The sequence below is a fragment of the Mycolicibacter icosiumassiliensis genome (genome assembly GCF_900078685.2).
Classification (GTDB): domain Bacteria; phylum Actinomycetota; class Actinomycetes; order Mycobacteriales; family Mycobacteriaceae; genus Mycobacterium; species Mycobacterium icosiumassiliensis.
The window spans coordinates 761100-781391 of the sequence record NZ_LT546166.1 but is presented as its reverse complement, the minus strand read 5'-3'; the positions used below and the strand labels follow the sequence as shown (position 1 = coordinate 781391).

Below are 20292 nucleotides of genomic sequence, written 5' to 3'. Positions count from 1 at the left end.
CTAGAGCTGCTTGCCCTTCCAAGGGCTGTAGTCGGCGATCAACTCCTCCTGGGGCGGGCGCTGCGCCGCTTCGACATGCTGCAGGTTGATCCGGACCCGGTACCAGATCGAACTCGGGCCGCGCATACCGTCGAGCAGAACATCCTCGGGCGCCAGCTGTTTCGCCGCTGCGGCGTGCCGGTCCCGCCCGACGTCCAGGGCAGCCATCGCCTCGCCGCGAGTCCTGGTGCGGGCGATCTCGATCAACGGCAGCGGTGACGTGCGCCGGCCGTCGACGTTCTTGCGGGCGCCGCGCGGGGCCTTCTCCGCCGGGCCCTGCTCGTCGGCCAGCTCCAACAGCGATGCCAGCCCGCCGACGGTGTCGTTCATTCCCGCCCAGGGGTCGCCGATCTGCGCGACGCGGTCCGGCACCGTGTCCACTGTGAAGGCCGCCGGGTCCGCGTCGGCGACCTCGTCCCAAAACAGCGGCGTCGACACCCGAGCGTCGGCAGTGGCCCGCACCGAGTACGCCGAGGCGACCGTGCGGTCCTTGGCGTTCTGGTTGAAGTCCACGAAGACGCCGTGCCGCTCCTCTTTCCACCACCGGCTGGTGGCCAACTGCGGTGCGCGCCGCTCGATCTCGCGGGCCACCGCCTGTGCCGCCAGCCGCACCTGGCCGAACTCCCACTGCGGTGCGATCCGCGCGTAGATGTGCATGCCTCGTGAGCCCGATGTCTTCGGCCACGCCGTCAGCCCGTGATCGGCCAGTACTTCACGAGCCAGCAGGGTCACCTCGACGATCTCTGGCCAGCCGACTCCCGGCATCGGATCGAGGTCGACCCGCAGCTCGTCGGGATGGTCGAGGTCGCCGGCGAGCACCGGGTGCGGGTTGAGATCCACACAGCCCAGGTTGATCACCCAGGCCAGCCCGGCCGCATCGTCGACGACGACCTCCTGCGCCGACCGGCCCGACGCATAGTGCAGTTCTGCGATCGATACCCACTCCGGACGGTTGGCCGGTGCCCGCTTCTGGAAGACGGCCTCGGCGTCGATGCCGTCGACGAACCGTTTGAGGATCATCGGCCGACCGGCCACCCCGCGCAGCGCACCGTCGGCCACCGACAGGTAGTAGCGAATCAGCTCGATCTTGGTCCGCGGGGTGGAGCCTCGTCCACCTGGGAAGACCAACTTTTCCGGGTGGGTGACCACCACCCGGTGCCCCGCAACCTCCAGCGACATCCCGCCGGCCATGAGGTCATGTTAATGAGAGGCCGCCATCCGCTGCCCAACGGCGATCTGCGTCACATAAGGTTGTCCCATGGCTAAGCTCACTGACCTGCCCAGTCAGGCTGTAAACAAGCTCGGTCGCTATCTCGAACGCGGTGGCGCCGAGTTGCATTATCTGCGCAAGATCCTGCAGTCCGGTGCGTTGAAGCTGGAGTCGCCACGGGTCATCGCCAGTGCACTCGCGGACGGGGCGCGCTGGGGTGAGCTGGGGATGATTCCGGCGCTCAATGCCCGTCGTAACCCGAACGGTGTCGCCGTGATCGACGACGACGGCAGCATCACGTTCAAAGAACTCGACGACGCCGTCAACGCGGTGGCCAACGGCCTGCTCGCCATGGGGGTGCGCGGCGGTGACGGGGTGGCGATCCTGGCCCGCAACCACCGCTGGTTCCTGATCGCCAACTACGGTGCCGCCCGGGTCGGCGCCCGGCTGATCCTGCTGAACAGTGAGTTCTCCGGCCCGCAGATCAAGGACGTCTCCGAACGCGAAGGCGCCAAACTGATCATTTACGACGACGAATACACCGCCGCCGTGGCGCAGGCCGCACCGCCGCTGGGCAAATTGCGGGCGTTGGGCGTCAACCCGGACACCGATGAACCGTCGGGAAGCACCGACGAGACGCTGGCGCAGCTCATTGCGCGCAGCAGCAAGGCGCCGGCGCCCAAGATCACCAAGCACGCCTCGATCATCATCCTGACCTCCGGCACCACCGGTACCCCCAAGGGCGCCAACCGCAGCACCCCGCCCACCATGGCGCCGATCGGCGGCATCCTGTCGCACGTCCCGTTCCGCGCCGGTGAGGTGACGTCATTGCCGTCGCCGATGTTCCACGCGCTGGGCTATCTGCACGGCACCCTGGCCATGTTCTTCGGCTCGACACTGGTGCTGCGGCGCCGGTTCAAGCCGGCCACCGTGCTGGAGGATCTGGAGAAGCACAAGGTGACCGGCATGGTCGTCGTCCCGGTCATGTTGTCCCGGATCCTCGACCAGCTGGAGAAGACCAGCCCCAAGCCGGACCTGTCCAACCTGCGGATCGTGTTCGTCTCCGGATCGCAGCTCGGCGCCGAATTGGCGACCCGGGCCATGAAGGACCTGGGGCCGGTCATCTACAACATGTACGGCTCCACCGAGGTCGCGTTCGCCACGATCGCCGATCCCGCCGATCTGCAGTACAACCCGGCGACGGTGGGACAGGTGGTCAAGGGCGTCAAGGTCAAGATCCTCGACGACAACGGCAACGAACTGCCGCGGGGCCAGGTCGGGCGGATCTTCGTCGGCAACTTCTTCCCGTTCGAGGGTTACACCGGTGGCGGCGGCAAGCAGATCATCGATGGCCTGCTGTCCTCGGGTGACGTCGGCTACTTCGACGAGCGGGGCCTGCTCTACGTCAGCGGTCGCGACGACGAGATGATCGTCTCCGGCGGCGAGAACGTCTTCCCCGCCGAAGTCGAGGACCTGATCAGCGGCCACCCGGACGTGATCGAAGCGACCGCGTTGGGCGTCGAGGACAAGGAGTGGGGCGCACGGCTGCGGGCCTTCGTGGTGCGCAAGGAAGGCTCCACCGTCGACGAGGACACCATCAAGGTCTACGTCAAGGAGCACCTGGCCCGTTACAAGGTGCCGCGTGAGGTGGTCTTCCTTGAGGAGCTGCCGCGGAATCCGACCGGCAAGATCCTCAAGCGCGAACTCCGCGACCTGTAGATCCATCTGTTCCGCGAGATCGCGCTCACGCAGGAAAAGTTCGAGTGGGGGCCTGCGTGGGCGGGATCTCGCGGCTTAGGGATCGCGGGGGAGGCCCAGCAGCCGCTCGGCGATGATGTTGAGCTGCACCTCCGAGGTGCCGCCGTAAATGGTGGTGGCCCGGCTCATCAACAGGTACTCGGCCCACTTGCCCGGCAATTGCTCGCGGTCGCCGATCGCGGCGTCGCCGGCGAACGTGCCCACCGCGAACTCGGCATAGCCCTGTCCGGTGCGCATCGACAGCAGCTTGGACACCGCCGCCGCCGGCATCGGGTCCTTGCCCGCCAGGGTCAGCAGCGTCGAGCGCAGGTTGAGCAGCTTGGCGGCGTGCCCTTCGGCGATCAACTGCCCGGCCCGGCGCTGTTCACCGCCGCCGAACTCGCCGTCCCGGATGAACTCCACGAAGCCGTCGAGGCTGGCCAGGAACGGCATCTCGCTGCCGCCGATCGACACCCGCTCGGCCGTCAAGGTGTTGCGGCTGACCTCCCAGCCGCGGTTCACCTCGCCGAGCACCAACTCGTCGGGGATGAACACGTCGTCGATGAACACGGTGTTGAACATTGCCCCGCCGGTGAGCTCACGCAGCGGACTGACGGTCACGCCCTCGGCCTTCATGTCCAGCAGGAAGTAGGTGATGCCGTCGTGTTTGGGAGCGCTCGAGTCGGTCCTGGCCAGCAGGGCTCCCCACGAGGAGAACTGCGCGGCCGACGTCCAGATCTTCTGGCCGCTGATCCGCCAGCCGCCGTCGACCTTGGTGGCCTTGGTGGTCAGGCTGGCCAGGTCTGAACCGGCGCCAGGCTCGGAAAACAGCTGGCACCAGATCATTTCGCCGCGGAACGTGACGGGCAGGAAACGCTGCTTTTGCTCATCGGTGCCAAACGCCACGATCGACGGGATCAGCCAGGCGGCGATACCCATCCCCTGGCGGCGCACCCGACCGGTGGAGAATTCCTGCTCGATGATGATCTGCTCGATCGGCTGGGCGGCCCGACCCCACGGCTTCGGCAGGTAGGGCAACACCCAGCCGCCCTCGGCGATCGCGATCGTGCGCTCGTCGCGCGGCATGGCCTTGAGCGCCGCGACCTCGGCCCGGATCTCGGCGCGCAACTTCTCAGTGTCGGGGTCCAGGTCGATGTCGATCTTGCGCATCGCACCGGCGGTGGCGGTATCGATGACCCGTTGGGGGTACGTGGACCGGGAGCCGAAGGAAGCAGCCAGTATCAGCGCCCGCCGGTAGTACACGCCCGCGTCGTGCTCCCAGGTGAAGCCGATTCCACCGTGCACCTGGATGCAGTCCTGGGTGCAGTGCTGCGCGGCGCTCGGCGCCAGGGTGGCCGCCACGGCCGTCGCGAACTGCACCGTCGGACCCGCAGTGTCCCAGCCGTTCTGGTCGGCTTCATCGATCGCTCGGGCGGCGTCCCACACTGCAGCGGTGGCCCGTTCGGTGGTGGCGATCATCTCCGCGCACTTGTGTTTGATGGCCTGGAACTGGCCGATCGGCCGGCCGAACTGTTCGCGGATCTTGGCGTAGTCCGCCGCGGTATCGGTGGCCCAGCGGGCCACGCCGACGGCCTCCGCGGAAAGCAGCGTCGAGATCAGCGCGTGTGCGCGCACCGCCGTGAGGTTGCGCAGGATCGCCGTGTCGTCGACCTCGACGCCGTCGGCGCGCACGTGGGCGATCGGGCGCAGCGGGTCCACGCTGGTCACCGGCTCGATCTCGAGCTGGTCGGCGGGCAGCACCACCCACACCTCCGCGCCGTCGACCGCCACGGGCAGCACCAGCAGCGACGCCTGGGCGGCGGCCGCGACCGCACGGGCTTCGCCGCGGATCACCAGCCCCGTTCCTTGGGCGGTGCCGGTCAGCCCCGGATTGATCGTGTAGCTGGCGATCACCTCTCCGTTGGCCAGCCCGCTCAGCTCGGCGGCCGCCGGATCGTTCGCGGCGATCAGGGCACTGGCGATTGCGGACGGCACAAACGGGCCGGGCACTGCGCCGTAACCGAACTCGGCGAGGACCACAGCCAGTTCCAAGATTCCGAAGCCCTGTCCGCCGGCGTCCTCGGCCAGATGCACACCCGCCAAGCCCTGCTCAGCGGCGGCCCGCCAATACGGCGGCGGATTCTGGATCGGCGTGTCCATGGCGGCGTGCAGCATTTCGGACGGCACGGCCCGGGTGACGAAGGACCGCACGGAGTCGGCGAGGTCCTGATGCTCAGAAGTGATCGCTATCGGCATTCCAGACGCCTTTCAGTGTGTACGTATAGTGAATCCAACAACCAGTCGGTTGGTTGACCACGTGGGTCAGCGGCTGACCGTCGCGCAGCCGGCGGCAGTTGTCGAGCGCCGCCGTCAGATAGCGCCGCATGGTGTCGGCGGTATACCAGCTGACGTGCGGGGTCAGCACCACGTTCTCCAGGCCGAGCAGCGGGTTGTCCGCGGTCACCGGCTCGACGGCGAACACGTCGAGGCCGGCCCCGGCCAACCGCCCGCCGCGCAGCGCGTCGGCCAGCGCGGCTTCGTCGACGATCGGTCCGCGAGCGGTGTTGACCAGCACTGCGTCGGGTTTCATCCGCGCCAAGGCGGCCTTATCGATCAAGCCCTCGGTGGCCTCGGTGAGCGGAACGTGCAGCGAGACGATGTCGGACGCGGCCAGCAGTTCCGACAAGGGCCGCCAACCGGGCGTGCCGTCGTCGCGGGTGCTGGTGTGCAGCACCTGCGCGCCCATGGCGGCCACGATCCCGGCCACCCGCTGGGCGATGCTGCCGAAACCGACCAGGCCGACGGTGCAGCCGCCGATGTCGCGGCAGCGCTCCCCAAGATCGGGATCGGTCGGCCAACCGCGGAGCTCACGGGTCGCGCGATCCAACGGCAGCAGCCGGCGCAGCACGGCGAGCATCAGCAACACGGTGCCCTCGGCCACGGAGGCGGCATTGGCGCCGGGCATGTTGGCCACCGCGATGCCGCGTTGTGTCGCGACGTCGACGTCGATGGTGTTGATGCCGACACCGAACTTGTGCACCAGCCGCAGCGCAGGCCCGCTCCGCAGGTCGTCGCCGGAGAGCGGCCGCAGCACGTGCCAGAGCACCTCGGCGTCCGCCAGTTCACGGCGGAACGTGTCGTCATCGTCGGCGGCGCACCACCGGATGTCCAGCCAATCAGATTCGGGTGCAACGAATTCCTCGACCTTCGGGCCGGGAACGAAGTGCGCCAGGACTCTCAGCGCCATGCTCAGGAATTCTCCTCGGTGTAGATGGCCCGGTAGAACACGTTGGCCAGCGTGCGAATACACGCTGCGTCGTCGGGACCGCCGTCGTCGCGGGGGGTGGCGAGCTGGACATAACAGAACTGGTTGAGCATCGACACGATCGCCACCGCGAGCAACGCTGGGTCGTCATTGGTGCAGTAGCCCTCGGCTTGGGCGCGCTTCACCGTTTCGGTGATGTGGCCGACCGGAACCGCGCAGATCTCCGCCCAATACCGGGCGAAGTCATCGTTGACCATCGCCAGCTGGGAGACGCCGACCATCTCGGCCAGCCGGTTGCGGTAGGTGTGCCAGTGCGCCGCGGTGGCCTGCTCGATCCGTTCGCGATTGGTCAGCCCGTGCCGCACCACACTGGACGCTCGCTCGGCGGCCTCGTCGCGGAATCGCAGGGCCCATTCGCGGACCATCGCCTCTTTGGAGTCGTAGTAGTTGTAGAACGATGCCGCCGATCGGCCGGCCTCGGCCGCGATGTCGGCGATGGTGGCAGCCAGCACGCCCTTGCGGGCGATCACCGCGCGCGCCGCGGCGTCGATCGCGGCTTGGGTGCGTCGCCCCCGGTGGGTGGGCAACGGATCGCGTTGGCCGGGCTGCTCGGGGCTGGTCGACACCGGAACTGACTTCCCGTCTGGAGGTGGGCCTGGATCAGAGCTGAATCTGATGTTAGATTCAGTTTCAGATCTTGACCAGAGGAGCGTCCGCACATGATCAAGCCGCACGGTGTCAACACCGAATTCGAAATCAGCGGGATCAATCACGTGGCGATGGTGTGCTCCGACATGGAACGCACCGTCGACTTCTACAGCAACACCTTGGGCATGCCCCTGATCAAGTCGCTCGACCTGCCCGGGGATATCGGTCAGCACTTCTTCTTCGACGCCGGCAACGGGGACTGCGTGGCTTTCTTCTGGTTCCGTGACGCTCCGGACCGGGTGCCCGGGATCTCCTCGCCGGCCGCCATTCCCGGAATCGGCGAGATCACCAGTGCGGTGAGCACGCTCAACCACCTGGCCTTCCATGTGCCGGCGGACAAGTTCGACGCCTACCGCCAGCGACTCAAAGAAAAGGGCGTCCGGGTCGGCCCAGTGCTCAACCACGACGAGTCCGAGTGGCAGGCCTCCCCGACGTTGCACCCGGGGGTGTATGTCCGCTCGTTCTATTTCCAGGATCCCGATGGAATCACCCTGGAATTCGCCTGCTGGACCAAGGAATTCGCCGGCGACGAGGCGCACGTCACCCCCAAGACTGCAGCCGACCGGCGGGTTCCGGCCAGCAGCTAGTCGCGATATTTGGGCGCGGTCACGCTACCCGGCGTGCGTGTCGAACCAGTCGATGGCGACCTCGGGGTGCTCGCCGAAGTAGTTGTAGCCGTCGAAGCGCCGGGTGGTGCCTTCGATCCAATGCAACTTCTTCTCCGCTGCGGGGATCGCGTCGTAGATCGCCTGCACGTCCTCGGGGCGGGTCATGGTGTCGTGATGCACCTGTGCCACCAGGGTGGGGATCTGGATCGACTTGGCGTACTCGATCGGTGACTGCTCGGCGAGATGGAAGCCGGTACGGGCGAACACCTCTTGGTCGAAGCGTGCGTAGCCGTCGGCAATGTCGTTGTCCCGCACGAAATTCTCGACGATCGGGTCGGCCGACACCGGCTGCAGCAGGATCAGGGACTTGATGTGGCTGAATTCCTCGGGATGCTTGGCCATCGCCACGCAGGTCGAGTCACCGCCCAGGCAGACGCTGAGCAGGAAAGTCGTCATTGCCGCGGTGTCCGGCCGTGACTTGGCGTACCGCACCGAGCCGATCACGTCCTGATACTCCACCAGGCCGATCCCGGTGGCGCTTCGCGACCCGCTTTCGCCGTGGTTGCTCATGTCGTAGCACAGGATGTTGTAGCCGGCGTCGTGCAGCGCCTTGTACTCGGGGAGGAAGTTCACTTCGAAGCCGCCCAGTCCACCGAACTCCGGCAGGTGTCCCGGATAGCCGCAACGGTTTCCGGGCAGGAAGTGATTGTGGATGATCAGTTTCTGCGAGTCAGCTGGAATGAACCAGCCGTGCAGTTCGACACCGTCACTCGAGGGGAACGTCACCTCCTCGAAGTCCAATCCGACCTCGCTCGGGTCGTGCAGTAGCGGGGCGCGCCGGCCCGCCGTCGTGCCGGTCACCCACATGTCCACGAAGCCGTCGAATGCGGCCTGTTGTTCGTTGCTAGTCATGACCGCAACGTTATGGGCCCGCGGTCCGTTCAGGGAGTTGGCGTTTATAGGGGTACTGGCAGTTCCTCCCTGAGCCCCGGGCTACTTCTCTACTGTGAAATGCATGGACATCGGCCAGGACATCAAGGGTTTCCTGATGACCCGGCGTGCGCGGATCACTCCCGAGCAGGTCGGGTTGCCAACCGGGCGACGGCGTCGAGTTCCCGGGCTGCGGCGCGAGGAGGTGGCCCAGCTGGCCGGGGTCAGCATCGAGTACTACACCCAGATCGAACGGGGGCATGTCGCCGGCGTCTCCGACGAGGTGCTGGATGCGGTCGCCGCGGCATTGCGCCTGAGCGAAGCGGAGCGGACGCACCTGTTCGACCTGGCCCGGGCCGGAGCGGTCAAACCCGGCCGGCGCCGGGCGGCGCGCCAGACCGCCGCGGCCCTGCCCGGCGGGGTGCAGGAGCTGTTGGATGCCATGGTCGGCGCTCCGGCAGTGGTACTCAACGGGCATCTCGACGTGGTCGCCGCCAATGCGCTCGGGCGTGCCCTGTATGCGCCGGTGTTCGCCCGCGCCACGACGCCGAACCTGGCCAGGTCGGTCTTCCTTGATCCGTCGGCCGATGCGGTGTTTCCCGATTGGGCTGCAGCCGCCGACGACGTGGTGGCCCTGCTGCGCGCCGAAGCCGCCCGCGTGCCGGACTCGCCCGAGGTGATCGCGCTGGTTGGGGAACTGGCGACGCGCAGCGAACCGTTCCGCACCCGCTGGGCGGCCCACAATGTCAAGGCCCACCACCACGGCGCCAAACGATTCCGGCATCCCGTAGTCGGGGAATTGACGTTGACCTACAACGCTTTCGAGTTGCCCGGCGCCGCCGGGTTGTCGCTGATCGGCTACACCGCCGCACCGGACTCGCCCGCTGGACAGGCGCTGAAACTCTTGGCCAGCTGGGTTGCCACCGAACAACAGGGGATCGTGGTCGAATAGACCATGCTGTTTCGTCAGCTCGAGTACTTCGTTGCGCTGGCCCGGGAGCGGCATTTCGCGCGCGCCGCGGCCGCTTGCTACGTCTCCCAACCGGCCCTATCGGAGGCCATTCGCAAGCTCGAACACGAGCTGAAGGTTCCGTTGGTGCGGCGCGGCCAGAAGTTCGAGGGCCTGACCCCCGAGGGCGAACGCCTGGTGCTGTGGGCACGGCGCATCCTGGCCGACCGCGACGCACTCAAGCAGGAGGTGACCGCGCTACAGACCGGCCTCACCGGGGAACTGCGGATCGGCGTCATCCCGGCTGCCGCGAGCACCGTCGCCCTGCTGTCCGACCCGTTCTCCGCGGCGCACCCCCTGGTGCGGGTGCAGTTGGAGACCAGTCTGCGCACCGCCCAGATCGCCGAACGGGTCCGCCGCTTCGAACTGGACGCCGGCATCATCTATCCCGACCGGGATGACACCGCGGACCTGGTGGTCACCCCGCTGTACGAGGAACAGCAGGTACTGATCGCCGGCAGCGAGCTGCTCACCGGCCAGACGGAGACCATCAGCTGGTCGGACGTGACCGAGCTACCGATGTGTCTGCTCGCCGAAGGGATGCGCGGCCGGCGGCTGATCGACGACGCATTGGCCAGCCGAGATCTCGCACTGATTCCGAGACTGGAGACCGACTCCTTCGTGGCGCTGCTTGCCCATGTGACCACCGGCCGGTGGGCCACTATCGTTCCGCAGACCTGGGTGCGGGCCGTGACGTTGCCCGGCACGGTGACGCTGCGCTTGCTCGATCCGGAGCTGAGCGCTCAGGTGGCACTTGTCACCAGCGCCGCCGAGCCCGGTTCAGTACTGGTCCGCGCTCTGCTGCAGACCGCGCAGCAGGCCGATTTCGGCGCCCCACCAGGGCCTGATCGGTAGCGCCTATCGTCTGGTCGGAATCACGTCTTGGACACCTCGCCGGTCATCGGCTGAGACTGAAAACCAGTCCAGCACCGACGAATACCCCAGGAATGATGATGACGATCCATGACACTCTGCTCAGCGAGCAGCAGAACTTGGTGGCGCTGATCGGCGACGGTGTGGTGTCGAGTCTGCCGGTGTTTCGCTCGGTGCCGCGCTGCGAGCTCGAAGCGGGGATTCGACTTCAAGTGGAGTGGGTGTTGAGTTCCGCCGGGAGCGCCAGCGCTGCGGTCGCCGACGAGGACCGTACCGCGTTCGCCGCAGCCGGTGAGCGTCAACAACGGTGGGGTATCCCGCTCGACGACATGATTCACGCTTGGCGTATCGGAGTCGAAACGCTGGTTTCGGCCGCACGCAAAATGGCCCGGAGCACGGCAGTCGGAAACGGAGAGCCTTGGCGGTTCACTGAATCGATGCTGATCTGTTCGGCCGCTGCACTCTCGGAAACCGTTGGCGCCTACCGACGCGCCGAACTCAATGCGGCGGACGCGCTGGACAGCGGGCGCACCCGATTCGTCCGGGAGGTTTTGCTCGGCCTGGTTCCTGCCGTCGAGCTGCGCGCTCGGGCCGAGATGTACGGACTTGACCCGGCTGGCGCGTATGTGGCAATCCGGGCCCGTCTGGAGGACGGCGCGAGCCTGCACGATCTGCAACACGGTTTGGGCTTGGGTACCGGGTCGCAGCCGCGGCGCGGGTTATGCGCGGTCGTCGACGGTGGCCTGGCGGGCCTGCTCGTCGAAGCACCGCCGGGCGACATCGATGGGGCGGTTGGCTACGGGCCGGCCCGACCGCTGGAGCAGTTGGGCGACTCGTATCGGCTGGCGGCGCGCGCGTTGGTCACCGTTCAGGCGTGCAAGCTGACCGGAGCCTATGACTTGGAAGCACTGGGTTTGCGGTCGGCGGTGGCGATGGACGCCGATGTGGGAGCGATGCTGCGACGCCGCTACCTGGAGCCGCTGGCGAACGGCGGATCCGCCGAAGACCTGATCGCCACGCTACGGGCCTATCTGGCCTGCGGCATGCACGTCGAGAGTACGGCGACGCGGTTGTTCGTTCACCAGAACACCGTGCGCTACCGGCTGGCCCGTTTCGAGGAACTCACCGGGGCCAGTCTGAGGGAAACTCAGGTTCTTCTCGAATTATGGTGGGCGCTCGAACTTTCCGCAATGCACATGTAGAGAACCCCAAACGTCGAGAAGAAACCTCGGAGTCGACTCCGTAGCCGTGGCCCCGCCCCACGCAGCACGCTGCAAGAGCAGTCAATCAATTCGCAATCGAGGAGGACGCAATGGCCGCTGGGACGCACTATGACTTCGTCGTGGTCGGGGGAGGCACCGCGGGATGTGTCGTCGCCGGCCGGCTAGCCGAGAACAAGGACGTCAACGTCCTCGTCGTCGAGGCGGGCGTCGGCAACCCTTGGGATCTCGCCGGAGTCACCACACCGGGAACGGCCATGGAGCTCCGCCACAGCCAATATGACTGGGACTACAAGGCGAAGTTTGTCGACCGTGGTGTCTGGGAGCGTGTGGACAAGCAGGACACCCGCGGCAGGATCCTGGGCGGCAGCTCGTCGGCGAACTATTTCAGCTGGATCCCAGGCTGTAAGCCGACCTACGATCGCTGGGGGGAGTACGGCGGATCGGAATGGACGTGGGACGCGCTTGTCCCGTACCTGCGCAAAAGCGCGACCTACCACGACGACTCGGGAATGTTCTCCTCCGACCTGCAAAAGCTCGGCCAAGGCGGTCCGCTGAATCGCCCTGGTTCTCCCGGAGGCTCGATCTATTGGATTTCGACCAGGTTCTGGTCGTTCCGTGATGCATCGTAGAACGCCGCTTCGAACTCGGTCGGCGGAACGTCGCTGAGGTAGCCGTGCAGGCGGCTGGTGTTGTGCCAGTGCACCCAGCTCAGGGTGGCCAACTCGACGTCCTCGACGGTCTTCCACGGCCCGGTACGTGCTGGCCCGTAGATCAGTTCGGCCTTGTAGTAGCCGTTCACGGTTTCGGCCAGGGCGTTGTCGAAGCTGTCCCCGACGGTGCCGATCGAGGGAGTCGCGCCGATCTCGGCGAGCCGTTCACCGTAGCGGATAGAAGTGAACTGCGTCCCGGCGTCGGAATGACATACCAAGTACGGCAACAGGATTCCGCGTGACCAGCGGGCCATCTCGATCGCATCCAGCACCATCGTGGTGCGCATATGGGAGGCGACCCGCCACCCGACGATCATCCGGCTGAACGCGTCGATGAGGAAACAGACATAGGCCACCCCGGCCCAGGTCGGCACGAACGTCAGGTCGGTCACCCAGAGCTGGTTGGGAGCGGTAGCGGTGAACTGCCGTTTGACCAGATCGGGATGCCGCGTCGCCGCCGGATCTGCTTTGGTGGTCCGCACGCGCTTGCCGCGCCGCGCCCCACAGATCCCGGCTGCCCGCATCAGGCGGGCGACCTGATCGCGGCCCACGTCGTGGCCGGCCCTGCGTGCGGTTTTCCAGAGCTTGCGTGCCCCGTAGACGCGGTAGTTGTCCTCCCAGAGCGCTCGCAGTACCGGACCCAGCACCGCGTCGCGGCAGGCCCGCGCCGACGGCTTGCGGGTTTTGGTGTCGTAGTAGGTGCTCGGGGCCACCGACACGCCTGCTTCACGCAGGACGGTGCAGATGGGCTCGACCCCGAACTCCTCGCGATTCGCGTCGCTGCACGCGACTATTCTCGGCGTCAGCGGCCCAGCTCCGGCCCGAAGAAACTCGCTGCTCGTTTCAGAATCTCGTTGGCACGCTTCAGTTCTCGATTCTCCTGTTCGAGTTCCTTGATCCGCGCAATCTCAGCGGTGGACACCCCCGGTACATGCCCGTCGTCGATATCGGCCTGGCGCACCCAGGACCGGACCGACTCGACCCCGTAACCGAGCTGACGCGCCACCCGCGCCACCGTGCCCTGCTCGGTGCCCAGCTCAGTCCGCAACGTCCGGACCATCCGCACCGCGGCGGCCTTCTCCTCCGGGCCGTAACGGCGTGTCGTGGGCCTACCTGGCGACTGTTCCTTCGGCATACCTGCATCCTCGTTTCCAAGGTCAGGAGCCTCCGGGATTTCCAGGGCGATTCACGCTACCCATCTCGCACAACCTGATCCCGGAATTGCAGCCGTTCCGCGACATGATCACCAAGGCTTGGACGTCCCGCGGCGAGCCGCTCACCGAGAACATCTACGACGGTGAGATGAAGGGCCTGACCCATGCGGTCAACACCATCTACCGCGGCGTACGCTCCGGCAGCTTCCTGTTCGTCAAAGACAGGCCCAACGTCACAATCGTGTCCGAGGTGCGTTCCAAGCGGCTGATCATCGACTACGCCACCCGCACCTGCAAGGGCGTGACGATTATCGATGCCGCTGGGAATGAGGTCGACTACTACGCCAAGCGGGAAGTCATCCTCGCCCAAGGCGTATTCGAGAGCCCAAAGCTGCTCATGCTCAGCGGAATCGGCCCGGGCCGTGAGTTGGCACGGCACGGTATTGATGTGGTGGTGGATTCGCGCCACGTCGGCCAGCATCTCTACGACCACCCCGGTGTGCCCTTCGTGCTGCGCATCAAGGACGGTTTCGCCTTGGACAGCGCACTGCTGCGCCCCGGCCCCAAGCACGACAAGGCGGTCGCCGCCTACGAGAAGGACCATTCCGGGCCGCTGGGTTCGGGTCTGCTGGAGATGATCGGCTTTCCCCGCGTCGACAAATACCTGGAGAACGACCCGGTCTACCGCGAGGCCAAGGCCGCCAACGGCGGCGTGGACCCGTTCTCCCCGGAGGGGCAGCCGCACTTCGAAATCGACTTCGTCCCGGCGTTCGGCAGTGCCTTCCAGTGGCAGTACCCGACGCCGCCGGACGGCGACCACATCACCGTGATGGTGGACCTGGTGCGCCCCGCCTACGACGGTGGAGCGGTGACGCTGAACAGCGACGACCCGTTCATGGCGCCGAACATCAACCTGAACTATCTGTCCAACGAACTCGACATCATCGCCCTGCGCGAAGGCGTCCGGTTCGCCTACGACATTCTCACCAAGGGCGACGGGTTCAAGGACCTGGTCGTCGAGCAGTACCCGTGGAACATGCCGCTGCACTCTGACGAGCTGATGAGGACGTCGGTTCAGGACCGGGTCCAGACGTCCTATCACCCGTGTGGCACCAACCGGCTGTCCAAGAACATCGAGCAGGGCGTCGTCAGTCCGCAATTGAAGGTGCACGGTGTGGACCAGCTCCGGGTGATCGACGCCTCTGTCTTCCCGATCATTCCGGACTGCCGCATCCAGAACACCGTCTACATGGTCGGAGAGAAGGGCGCCGACCTGATCAAGGCTGACCACAAGGACCTGTACAAGTAGTCCCGATGTCGCCGGACAGCCTCGGCCGAACGGTCCATCCCAGCAAGGTCTTTTGCGCCGTAACTTCGGCCGACCGGCCTGCACGCTGCTGGTGGACCGGGAGGTTGTCTGGTAGGGAAGTCAAGTCCTATGGCAGTCAGCCGCGCACGGCGCGGTGGGGCAGGTCTCTTCGCCTCACCGCGCCGTTCGCCCCAAACTCGGCCACCGCACTCAACCCGCCACACTTAAGGAGACAGGGATGACGGACAACTTCACGACTACCGATGGAGGTGCTCCGGCGCCGAGTTCTGAGCGGTCGTTGACGTTGGGCCCCAATGGCCCGATTCTGTTGCAGGACACTTATTTGATCGAGCAGTTGGCGGCGTTTAATCGGGAGCGGGTGCCGGAGCGTCAGCCGCACGCCAAGGGCGCCAGTGCGTTCGGTCGGTTCGAGGTCACCGGTGATGTCAGTGCGTACACCAAGGCAGCGGTGTTTCAGCCTGGCGCGGTGACCGACGTATTCGCTCGGTTTTCCTCGGGCAATAACGGTGAACGTGGTGTCTCGGATACCTTGCGGGATACCCGGGGATTCTCGGTGAAGTTCTACACCTCGGAGGGAAACTACGACATCGTCGGCAACAACGTGCCGATCTTCTTCATTCGCGATCCGCTGAAGTTTCCCAATCTGATCCGCGCGAATAAACGTCGCGCGGATAACGATTGCCACGACCACAACATGGTGTGGGACTTCTTCACCCGGTCGCCGGAGTCGTCGCATTTGGTGACGGTGGTGATGGGGGATCGCGGTATCCCCAGGACGCACCGGCATATGAACGGTTATGGCTTGCACGCCTTCAGCTGGATCAATGTCGGGGGCGAGATCTGCTGGGTGAAATACCACTGGAAGACCGACCAGGGCGTTGAGTGTTTGACCCAGCAGGAGGCCGATCGGCTGGCAGGGACCGACCCGAACTGCTCCATGTTGGATCTACACCGGGCGATCGCGCGGGGTGAGTTTCCGAGTTGGACGCTCGGGGTGCAGATCATGCCGTATGAGGATGCGAAGTCGTATAGGTTCAATCCGTTTGATGTGACGAAGGTGTGGCCGCACGCGGATTATCCGTTGATCGAGGTGGGCCGGATGACGTTGGATCGCAACGTTACTGACCACCATACTGAGGTGGAGCAGGCCGCGTTTGGGCCGCATAACATCGTGCCGGGTACCGGGTTGAGTCCGGATCGGTTGTTGTTGGGCCGCAGTTTTGCCTATGCCGATGCGCATCGGGCTCGGATCGGGGTGAACCATCATCAGATTCCGGTGAATGCACCGAAGGTGCCGGTGCGCAGCTATTCCAAGGATGGGCGGATGCGGGTGCAGAATGTGTCCGATCCGGTGTACACGCCCAATACCGTCGGTGGACCGGCTCCTGATCCTGCGCGGGCAGCCGAAGTGCATTGGGCGGCTGACGGGGAGATGGTCCGCGAGGGCTACACCCTGCACCCCGACGACGACGATGTCGGCCAGGCCCGCACCCTGCTGCGGGCAGTGATGGATGAGGCTCAGCGTGATCGGTTGGTCCACAACGTGATCGGCCATGTTCGTGCCGGGGTGCGTGAGCCCGTGCTGTCGCGGGTCTTCGACTACTGGTGCGCGATCGATCGCGAGGTCGGCCAGCGGATCGAGCACGGAGTCCGCGCGACTAGCAATCAGTGAATACGGCAAGAGGCACCGAAGCTGTCATTAGACAGTCGGTATTCGGTACGGGCGCGCTCGGGCAGAGCCCAATGAAATCGGGACGGACCAACGTAGGGCGCGTGATAGCAGTGCGGGGGTTCATATGGAAGGTTAGGTGCCTGTGCTATTCCGACGTCTGGAGTACTTTGTTGCCGTCGCAGAAGAGCGGCACTTCGCCCGGGCTGCGCAGCGGTGTCACATCTCGCAGCCAGCGCTTTCGGGCGCGATCGTCAAGCTAGAGCGTGAGCTGGATACCCAACTCGTCATCCGCGGACGCAACTTCGAGGGTCTTACTCGAGAGGGAGAGCGCCTATTTGAGTGGGCCAAGCGGATTCTTGCTGAATACGAGGTGCTCAGATCTGAGCTGCGATTCTCGCGTTCGGAGGTGACCGGCACACTTCGACTAGGCACGATCCCAACAGCCGCAACCACGGTTTCGTTGATGTTGGGCGCATTCTGTGCCGCGTATCCCTTAGTCAGGGTCCAGGTACGGTCAGCGATGGCCACGTCAGAGTTGCACAGCCGGCTTCACAAGGCTGAACTCGATGCCGCGATTGTGCCGGTTGAAACCGACATCAGGCCGGCGGTCACTGCAGTTCCGTTGTATGAGGAGCGTTACCTGTTGGTGGCCGGGACGGATATGCTGCCAAAGGACGCGTCGTCGTTGGGTTGGCGGGACACAGCCGATTTGCCGCTGCTGTTACTGACCCAGAATATGACGGTACGTCAGATCATCGATAAAGCCTTTGCCGAGCAAGGAATCACGGTCAATCCCCGGGTGGAGACCGACTCAGTCGCAACGTTGATGGCACAAGTGTCGACCGGCGACTGGGCGTGCATAGTGCCGCATACTTGGCTGTCGACAACTATCCTCGCCGGCGACACCCGTGCGATCGAACTTATCGAACCCACGCTGAGGACACATATTGCTGTTGCTACCAACGCATCTGGGCCGACCGCGCCGGTCGCCAGGGCGTTCGTAGCCAGTGCCCAGCAACTGAAACTACATGAGTTCTTTGACCAGCGGCTCGGACCGATCGACGCTGGTTCATAGACGTCGATTGCGTCTCGACTACCTTCTGGTCAAATCACGCAGCTGATCGCCGTCGCCATTTTGGGCGGCGGCCTGGCATGGCCAACGACACGGCGATGCCCGCAGAAACGCCGATCACGTTGTCGATGGCGCGATCGCCGAGGAAAGTAACCGCTCCAGCAGGATTGGATAGCTCGGTCACGAGGATGATTAGCGGCGTGAAGAACCCGACTGCTAGCGCGTAATGGCGGGCCATATAGAGCTCGGTGGGAAACAGCAGGGCTATCGCGGCGATCGCCAGGACGGTCGTGCTGAACTGGGGCAGCAGTAGTATTGCGGAGATTACGAGACCGGCAAGTGTACCTATGAGGCGCTGAGTGCCGCGCTGCATTACGCCCGGGAAGCTGAGAGCGCCAGCGCTACGGGCATTTTCGGCAGCCAGCGGCACGGCGGCCGCGGCCATGGCCCAGTTGGCATGGTCGACGCCCAAGGCCAAGCCGCCTGAGCCGGCCAGCGTGATCGCCAACGCGTAGCGGGCTGCGTGTATTCCGGAGTCGGGCAGCTGTGAGCGATTGGCCTCAGCCAGTGGACGGGCGATAGCCGATTGGTCGCTGCTAGACAGTAGTGCGCCAACGGAACTGATCGTGATGCAGAACAGCGCGGTAACGGCGTAGATCGATAACGCTACCCAGGGCGCGGCCTGCCGCGCTGGGATGGTTGCAATCGCGCCGACAGCGAAGATCCCGTAAAAGGGGCCGCGAGGGCGCACATTCAGTCGGTCTGTCAGCAGTGAACCGGCCCAAGCGAAGACGGCTTCGACGGTCACCAAGACCCATGGGGCGGCATGGATGCTGGACAGCAGGACACCCGTACCGACACCGACCAGCAGCACGGTCCCTGCCTGCACCTGATGTATGACACGGAGATGGTGCGGTTCTGTTCGCCCGTACATGCCAATGAACGACCCGAAGACCGCGAAGATGATCAGATCGGGACGTTCGGCAATGAGCAGCACAATCCCAGGGCCGATCAACCCGACGGCGACCCGACTCGCGTGTAGCTGATCGCTGCCAGTCGGGGTGAGGCTACCCGCACCCTTGCTTTGGTTCGAGTTGCGCAACGAATTTCTCCGCTCGTTCAGGTGACCGGCTATGCGCGCAGACGGGTCGATGGCGTCGAATAGGCCGGCCTCGCGGCACCATCTCAAGTCTTAGCGAGCTACCGCACTGGGGTCCAAAAGAAGTTGCCGACCAAGCGATAGGAGAAGCCAATCGAGAAGGCGCTCGGTAATCGGAGTGCACCCGTCAATGACGTTCCTTTCGGGTGCGCGCCGTCGACCGAGCCGGCCCGGCGTGTGTGGCATCCATCCGCCTCGCGAGGCAGATCAACCCGGGTGTCGTCCATTCCTGCGGAGGAGCCTCGAAACGATGATAGGCCTGGCCTATTGGCCCATCGGAGCCACGTATTTGCCGGTGTTAACCCAGGCGCCCAGAATGGAATCGGCCGGGAAGAAAACGGATTCGAGGACGGAGTTCAACACGGATTCGCTTGCCGTCCAGCAGATTTAGGCTATCGGAATCTTCAGGAGGAGATAATGGCTAAATGTGTGATGGTGCTGTACCCCGATCCGGTGACCGGGTATCCGCCGAAGTATGCCCGAGACCACATGCCGGTGATCGACAGCTATCCCGATGGCTCCTCGTTGCCGACGCCGTCGGCGATTGACTTCACCCCCGGTGAGTTGTTGGGATGTGTCTCCGGTGAGTTGGGTCTGCGGAAGTTCTTTGAGGAGAACGGCCACGAGTTAGTGGTGACCTCGGATAAGGACGGGCCGGATTCGGTGTTCGAACGGGAGCTACCTGATGCCGACATTGTGATTTCTCAGCCGTTCTGGCCGGCCTACATCACCAAGGAGCGGTTCGCAAAGGCGCCCAAGCTCAAGTTGGCGCTGACGGCCGGAATCGGCTCGGACCACGTGGATCTGGTCGAGGCGCAGGCCCGTGGGGTGACGGTCGCCGAGGAGACCTGGAGCAACAGCGTCAGCGTGGCCGAGCATGCGGTAATGCAGATTCTCGCACTGGTACGCAATTTCATTCCCGCCCATCAGGTGGTTGTCGACGGTGGATGGAACATCGCCGACTGTGTCCAGCGTTCCTACGACCTCGAAGGCATGGACGTCGGGGTGATCGCCGCGGGCCGAATTGGTCGAGCGGTGCTCGAACGAATGAAGCCGTTCGGTGTGAAGCTGCACTATTTCGACGTGCACCGGCTCTCGCCGGAGTTAGAGAAGCAGTTGGATGTCACCTACCATCCCGATGTCGAGTCGTTGGCCCGGTCGGTGGACGTGGTGTCGATCCACTCTCCGCTGATTGCCCAGACTCATCACATGTTCAACGAGAAACTGCTGGGCTCCATGCGCCGTGGCTCCTACATCGTCAACACCGCTCGCGCCGAGGAGACCGACCAGAAGGCGATCGTGGCAGCGCTCAAGAGTGGCCAGTTGGCCGGCTACGCCGGTGACGTGTGGTACCCGCAGCCCCCGCCGGCCGACCACCCGTGGCGCAAGATGCCCAATAACGCGATGACGCCGCATATGTCGGGCTCCAGCCTGTCCGCACAGGCTCGCTATGCCGCAGGTACCCGGGAGATCCTCGAGGACTGGTTCGCTGGTCGGCCGATCCGCTCGGAGTACCTGATTGTCGAAGGCGGAAAGTTCGCCGGCACTGGAGCGAGGTCCTACGCGCAGTAGTGCCGTCCGAGCCCTGGTGGT

At 65.0% G+C, this 20292-nt stretch carries 17 protein-coding genes; 10 read left to right on the top strand and 7 right to left on the bottom strand.

Annotated elements, in window-relative coordinates; all coding sequences use genetic code 11:
* Entirely contained in the window at positions 1-1230 is a 1230-nt protein-coding gene (locus tag BN4346_RS27425; protein WP_067968604.1) for a DNA polymerase domain-containing protein, read from the bottom strand.
* A 67-nt stretch (positions 1231-1297) separates the two neighbouring features.
* Here BN4346_RS27425 and fadD2 point away from each other — a divergent pair, with 67 nt between their 5' ends.
* Positions 1298-2968 (top strand): long-chain-fatty-acid--CoA ligase FadD2, encoded by a 1671-nt coding sequence (gene fadD2, locus BN4346_RS27420; RefSeq protein ID WP_067968601.1) that lies wholly within the window; start codon positions 1298-1300, stop codon positions 2966-2968.
* Between the two features lie 75 nt (positions 2969-3043).
* Here the strand turns inward: fadD2 and BN4346_RS27415 are convergent, their stop codons facing one another.
* Genes BN4346_RS27415 through BN4346_RS27405 form a run of 3 tightly spaced genes read right to left on the bottom strand, consistent with a single transcriptional unit; the run spans position 3044 to position 6877 of the window.
* Positions 3044-5242 carry an acyl-CoA dehydrogenase gene (locus BN4346_RS27415; RefSeq protein ID WP_067968597.1) on the bottom strand — a complete coding sequence of 733 codons (2199 nt, stop codon included), beginning with the start codon at positions 5240-5242 and terminating at the stop codon, positions 3044-3046.
* Complete coding sequence (locus BN4346_RS27410; RefSeq protein ID WP_067968594.1) at positions 5220-6233, bottom strand: 2-hydroxyacid dehydrogenase; 1014 nt, start codon at positions 6231-6233, stop codon at positions 5220-5222. Before BN4346_RS27410 ends, BN4346_RS27415 begins: the two co-directional genes overlap by 23 nt.
* Positions 6234-6235: 2 nt before the next feature.
* Positions 6236-6877, bottom strand: coding sequence for a TetR/AcrR family transcriptional regulator (locus BN4346_RS27405; protein ID WP_067968591.1), 642 nt, complete (start codon positions 6875-6877; stop codon positions 6236-6238).
* Between the two features lie 93 nt (positions 6878-6970).
* On the opposite strand from BN4346_RS27405, the gene BN4346_RS27400 reads away from it, so the two are divergent.
* Positions 6971-7546: a VOC family protein gene (locus BN4346_RS27400; RefSeq protein ID WP_067968587.1), complete on the top strand. Its 576-nt coding sequence runs from the start codon at positions 6971-6973 to the stop codon at positions 7544-7546.
* Positions 7547-7570: 24 nt separating this feature from the next.
* On the opposite strand, the gene BN4346_RS27395 is transcribed toward BN4346_RS27400, so the two are convergent.
* A complete protein-coding gene (locus BN4346_RS27395) occupies positions 7571-8479 on the bottom strand; it encodes an alpha/beta hydrolase family protein (protein WP_067968583.1) in 909 nt (302 codons plus the stop codon).
* 103 nt (positions 8480-8582) lie between these two features.
* On the opposite strand from BN4346_RS27395, the gene BN4346_RS27390 reads away from it, so the two are divergent.
* The 4 genes from BN4346_RS27390 (at position 8583) to BN4346_RS27375 (ending at position 12231) form a co-directional block, all read left to right on the top strand.
* Positions 8583-9449, top strand: coding sequence for a helix-turn-helix domain-containing protein (locus BN4346_RS27390; protein WP_067968580.1), 867 nt, complete (start codon positions 8583-8585; stop codon positions 9447-9449).
* A 3-nt stretch (positions 9450-9452) separates the two neighbouring features.
* Positions 9453-10361: a LysR family transcriptional regulator gene (locus BN4346_RS27385; protein ID WP_067968577.1), complete on the top strand. Its 909-nt coding sequence runs from the start codon at positions 9453-9455 to the stop codon at positions 10359-10361.
* 98 nt (positions 10362-10459) lie between these two features.
* Entirely contained in the window at positions 10460-11581 is a 1122-nt protein-coding gene (locus tag BN4346_RS48780; protein ID WP_078058467.1) for a PucR family transcriptional regulator, read from the top strand.
* A 110-nt stretch (positions 11582-11691) separates the two neighbouring features.
* Positions 11692-12231, top strand: coding sequence for a GMC family oxidoreductase (locus BN4346_RS27375; protein WP_067968573.1), 540 nt, complete (start codon positions 11692-11694; stop codon positions 12229-12231).
* On the opposite strand, the gene BN4346_RS27370 is transcribed toward BN4346_RS27375, so the two are convergent.
* Positions 12186-13447 (bottom strand): IS3 family transposase gene (locus BN4346_RS27370; RefSeq protein ID WP_096867617.1). Its coding sequence is split into 2 segments (ribosomal slippage): positions 12186-13144 and positions 13144-13447, totalling 1263 coding nucleotides; the frame shifts between segments, so codons are not numbered across the junction. The genes BN4346_RS27375 and BN4346_RS27370 overlap by 46 nt on opposite strands.
* Before the next feature lie 104 nt (positions 13448-13551).
* On the opposite strand from BN4346_RS27370, the gene BN4346_RS27365 reads away from it, so the two are divergent.
* The 3 genes from BN4346_RS27365 (at position 13552) to BN4346_RS27355 (ending at position 17543) form a co-directional block, all read left to right on the top strand.
* The gene (locus tag BN4346_RS27365) at positions 13552-14775 is read left to right on the top strand and encodes a GMC family oxidoreductase (RefSeq protein WP_456080967.1); all 1224 of its coding nucleotides are present in this window, start codon (positions 13552-13554) and stop codon (positions 14773-14775) included.
* A 238-nt stretch (positions 14776-15013) separates the two neighbouring features.
* Complete coding sequence (locus BN4346_RS27360; RefSeq protein WP_067968570.1) at positions 15014-16468, top strand: catalase; 1455 nt, start codon at positions 15014-15016, stop codon at positions 16466-16468.
* Between the two features lie 142 nt (positions 16469-16610).
* Entirely contained in the window at positions 16611-17543 is a 933-nt protein-coding gene (locus BN4346_RS27355) for a LysR family transcriptional regulator (RefSeq protein ID WP_067968567.1), read from the top strand.
* Positions 17544-17577: 34 nt separating this feature from the next.
* Here BN4346_RS27355 and BN4346_RS27350 read toward each other — a convergent pair whose 3' ends face one another.
* Positions 17578-18642 (bottom strand): FUSC family protein, encoded by a 1065-nt coding sequence (locus BN4346_RS27350; protein ID WP_067968565.1) that lies wholly within the window; start codon positions 18640-18642, stop codon positions 17578-17580.
* 474 nt (positions 18643-19116) lie between these two features.
* On the opposite strand from BN4346_RS27350, the gene BN4346_RS27345 reads away from it, so the two are divergent.
* Positions 19117-20271 (top strand): NAD-dependent formate dehydrogenase, encoded by a 1155-nt coding sequence (locus BN4346_RS27345; protein WP_067968563.1) that lies wholly within the window; start codon positions 19117-19119, stop codon positions 20269-20271.
* Positions 20272-20292 lie beyond the last annotated feature (21 nt).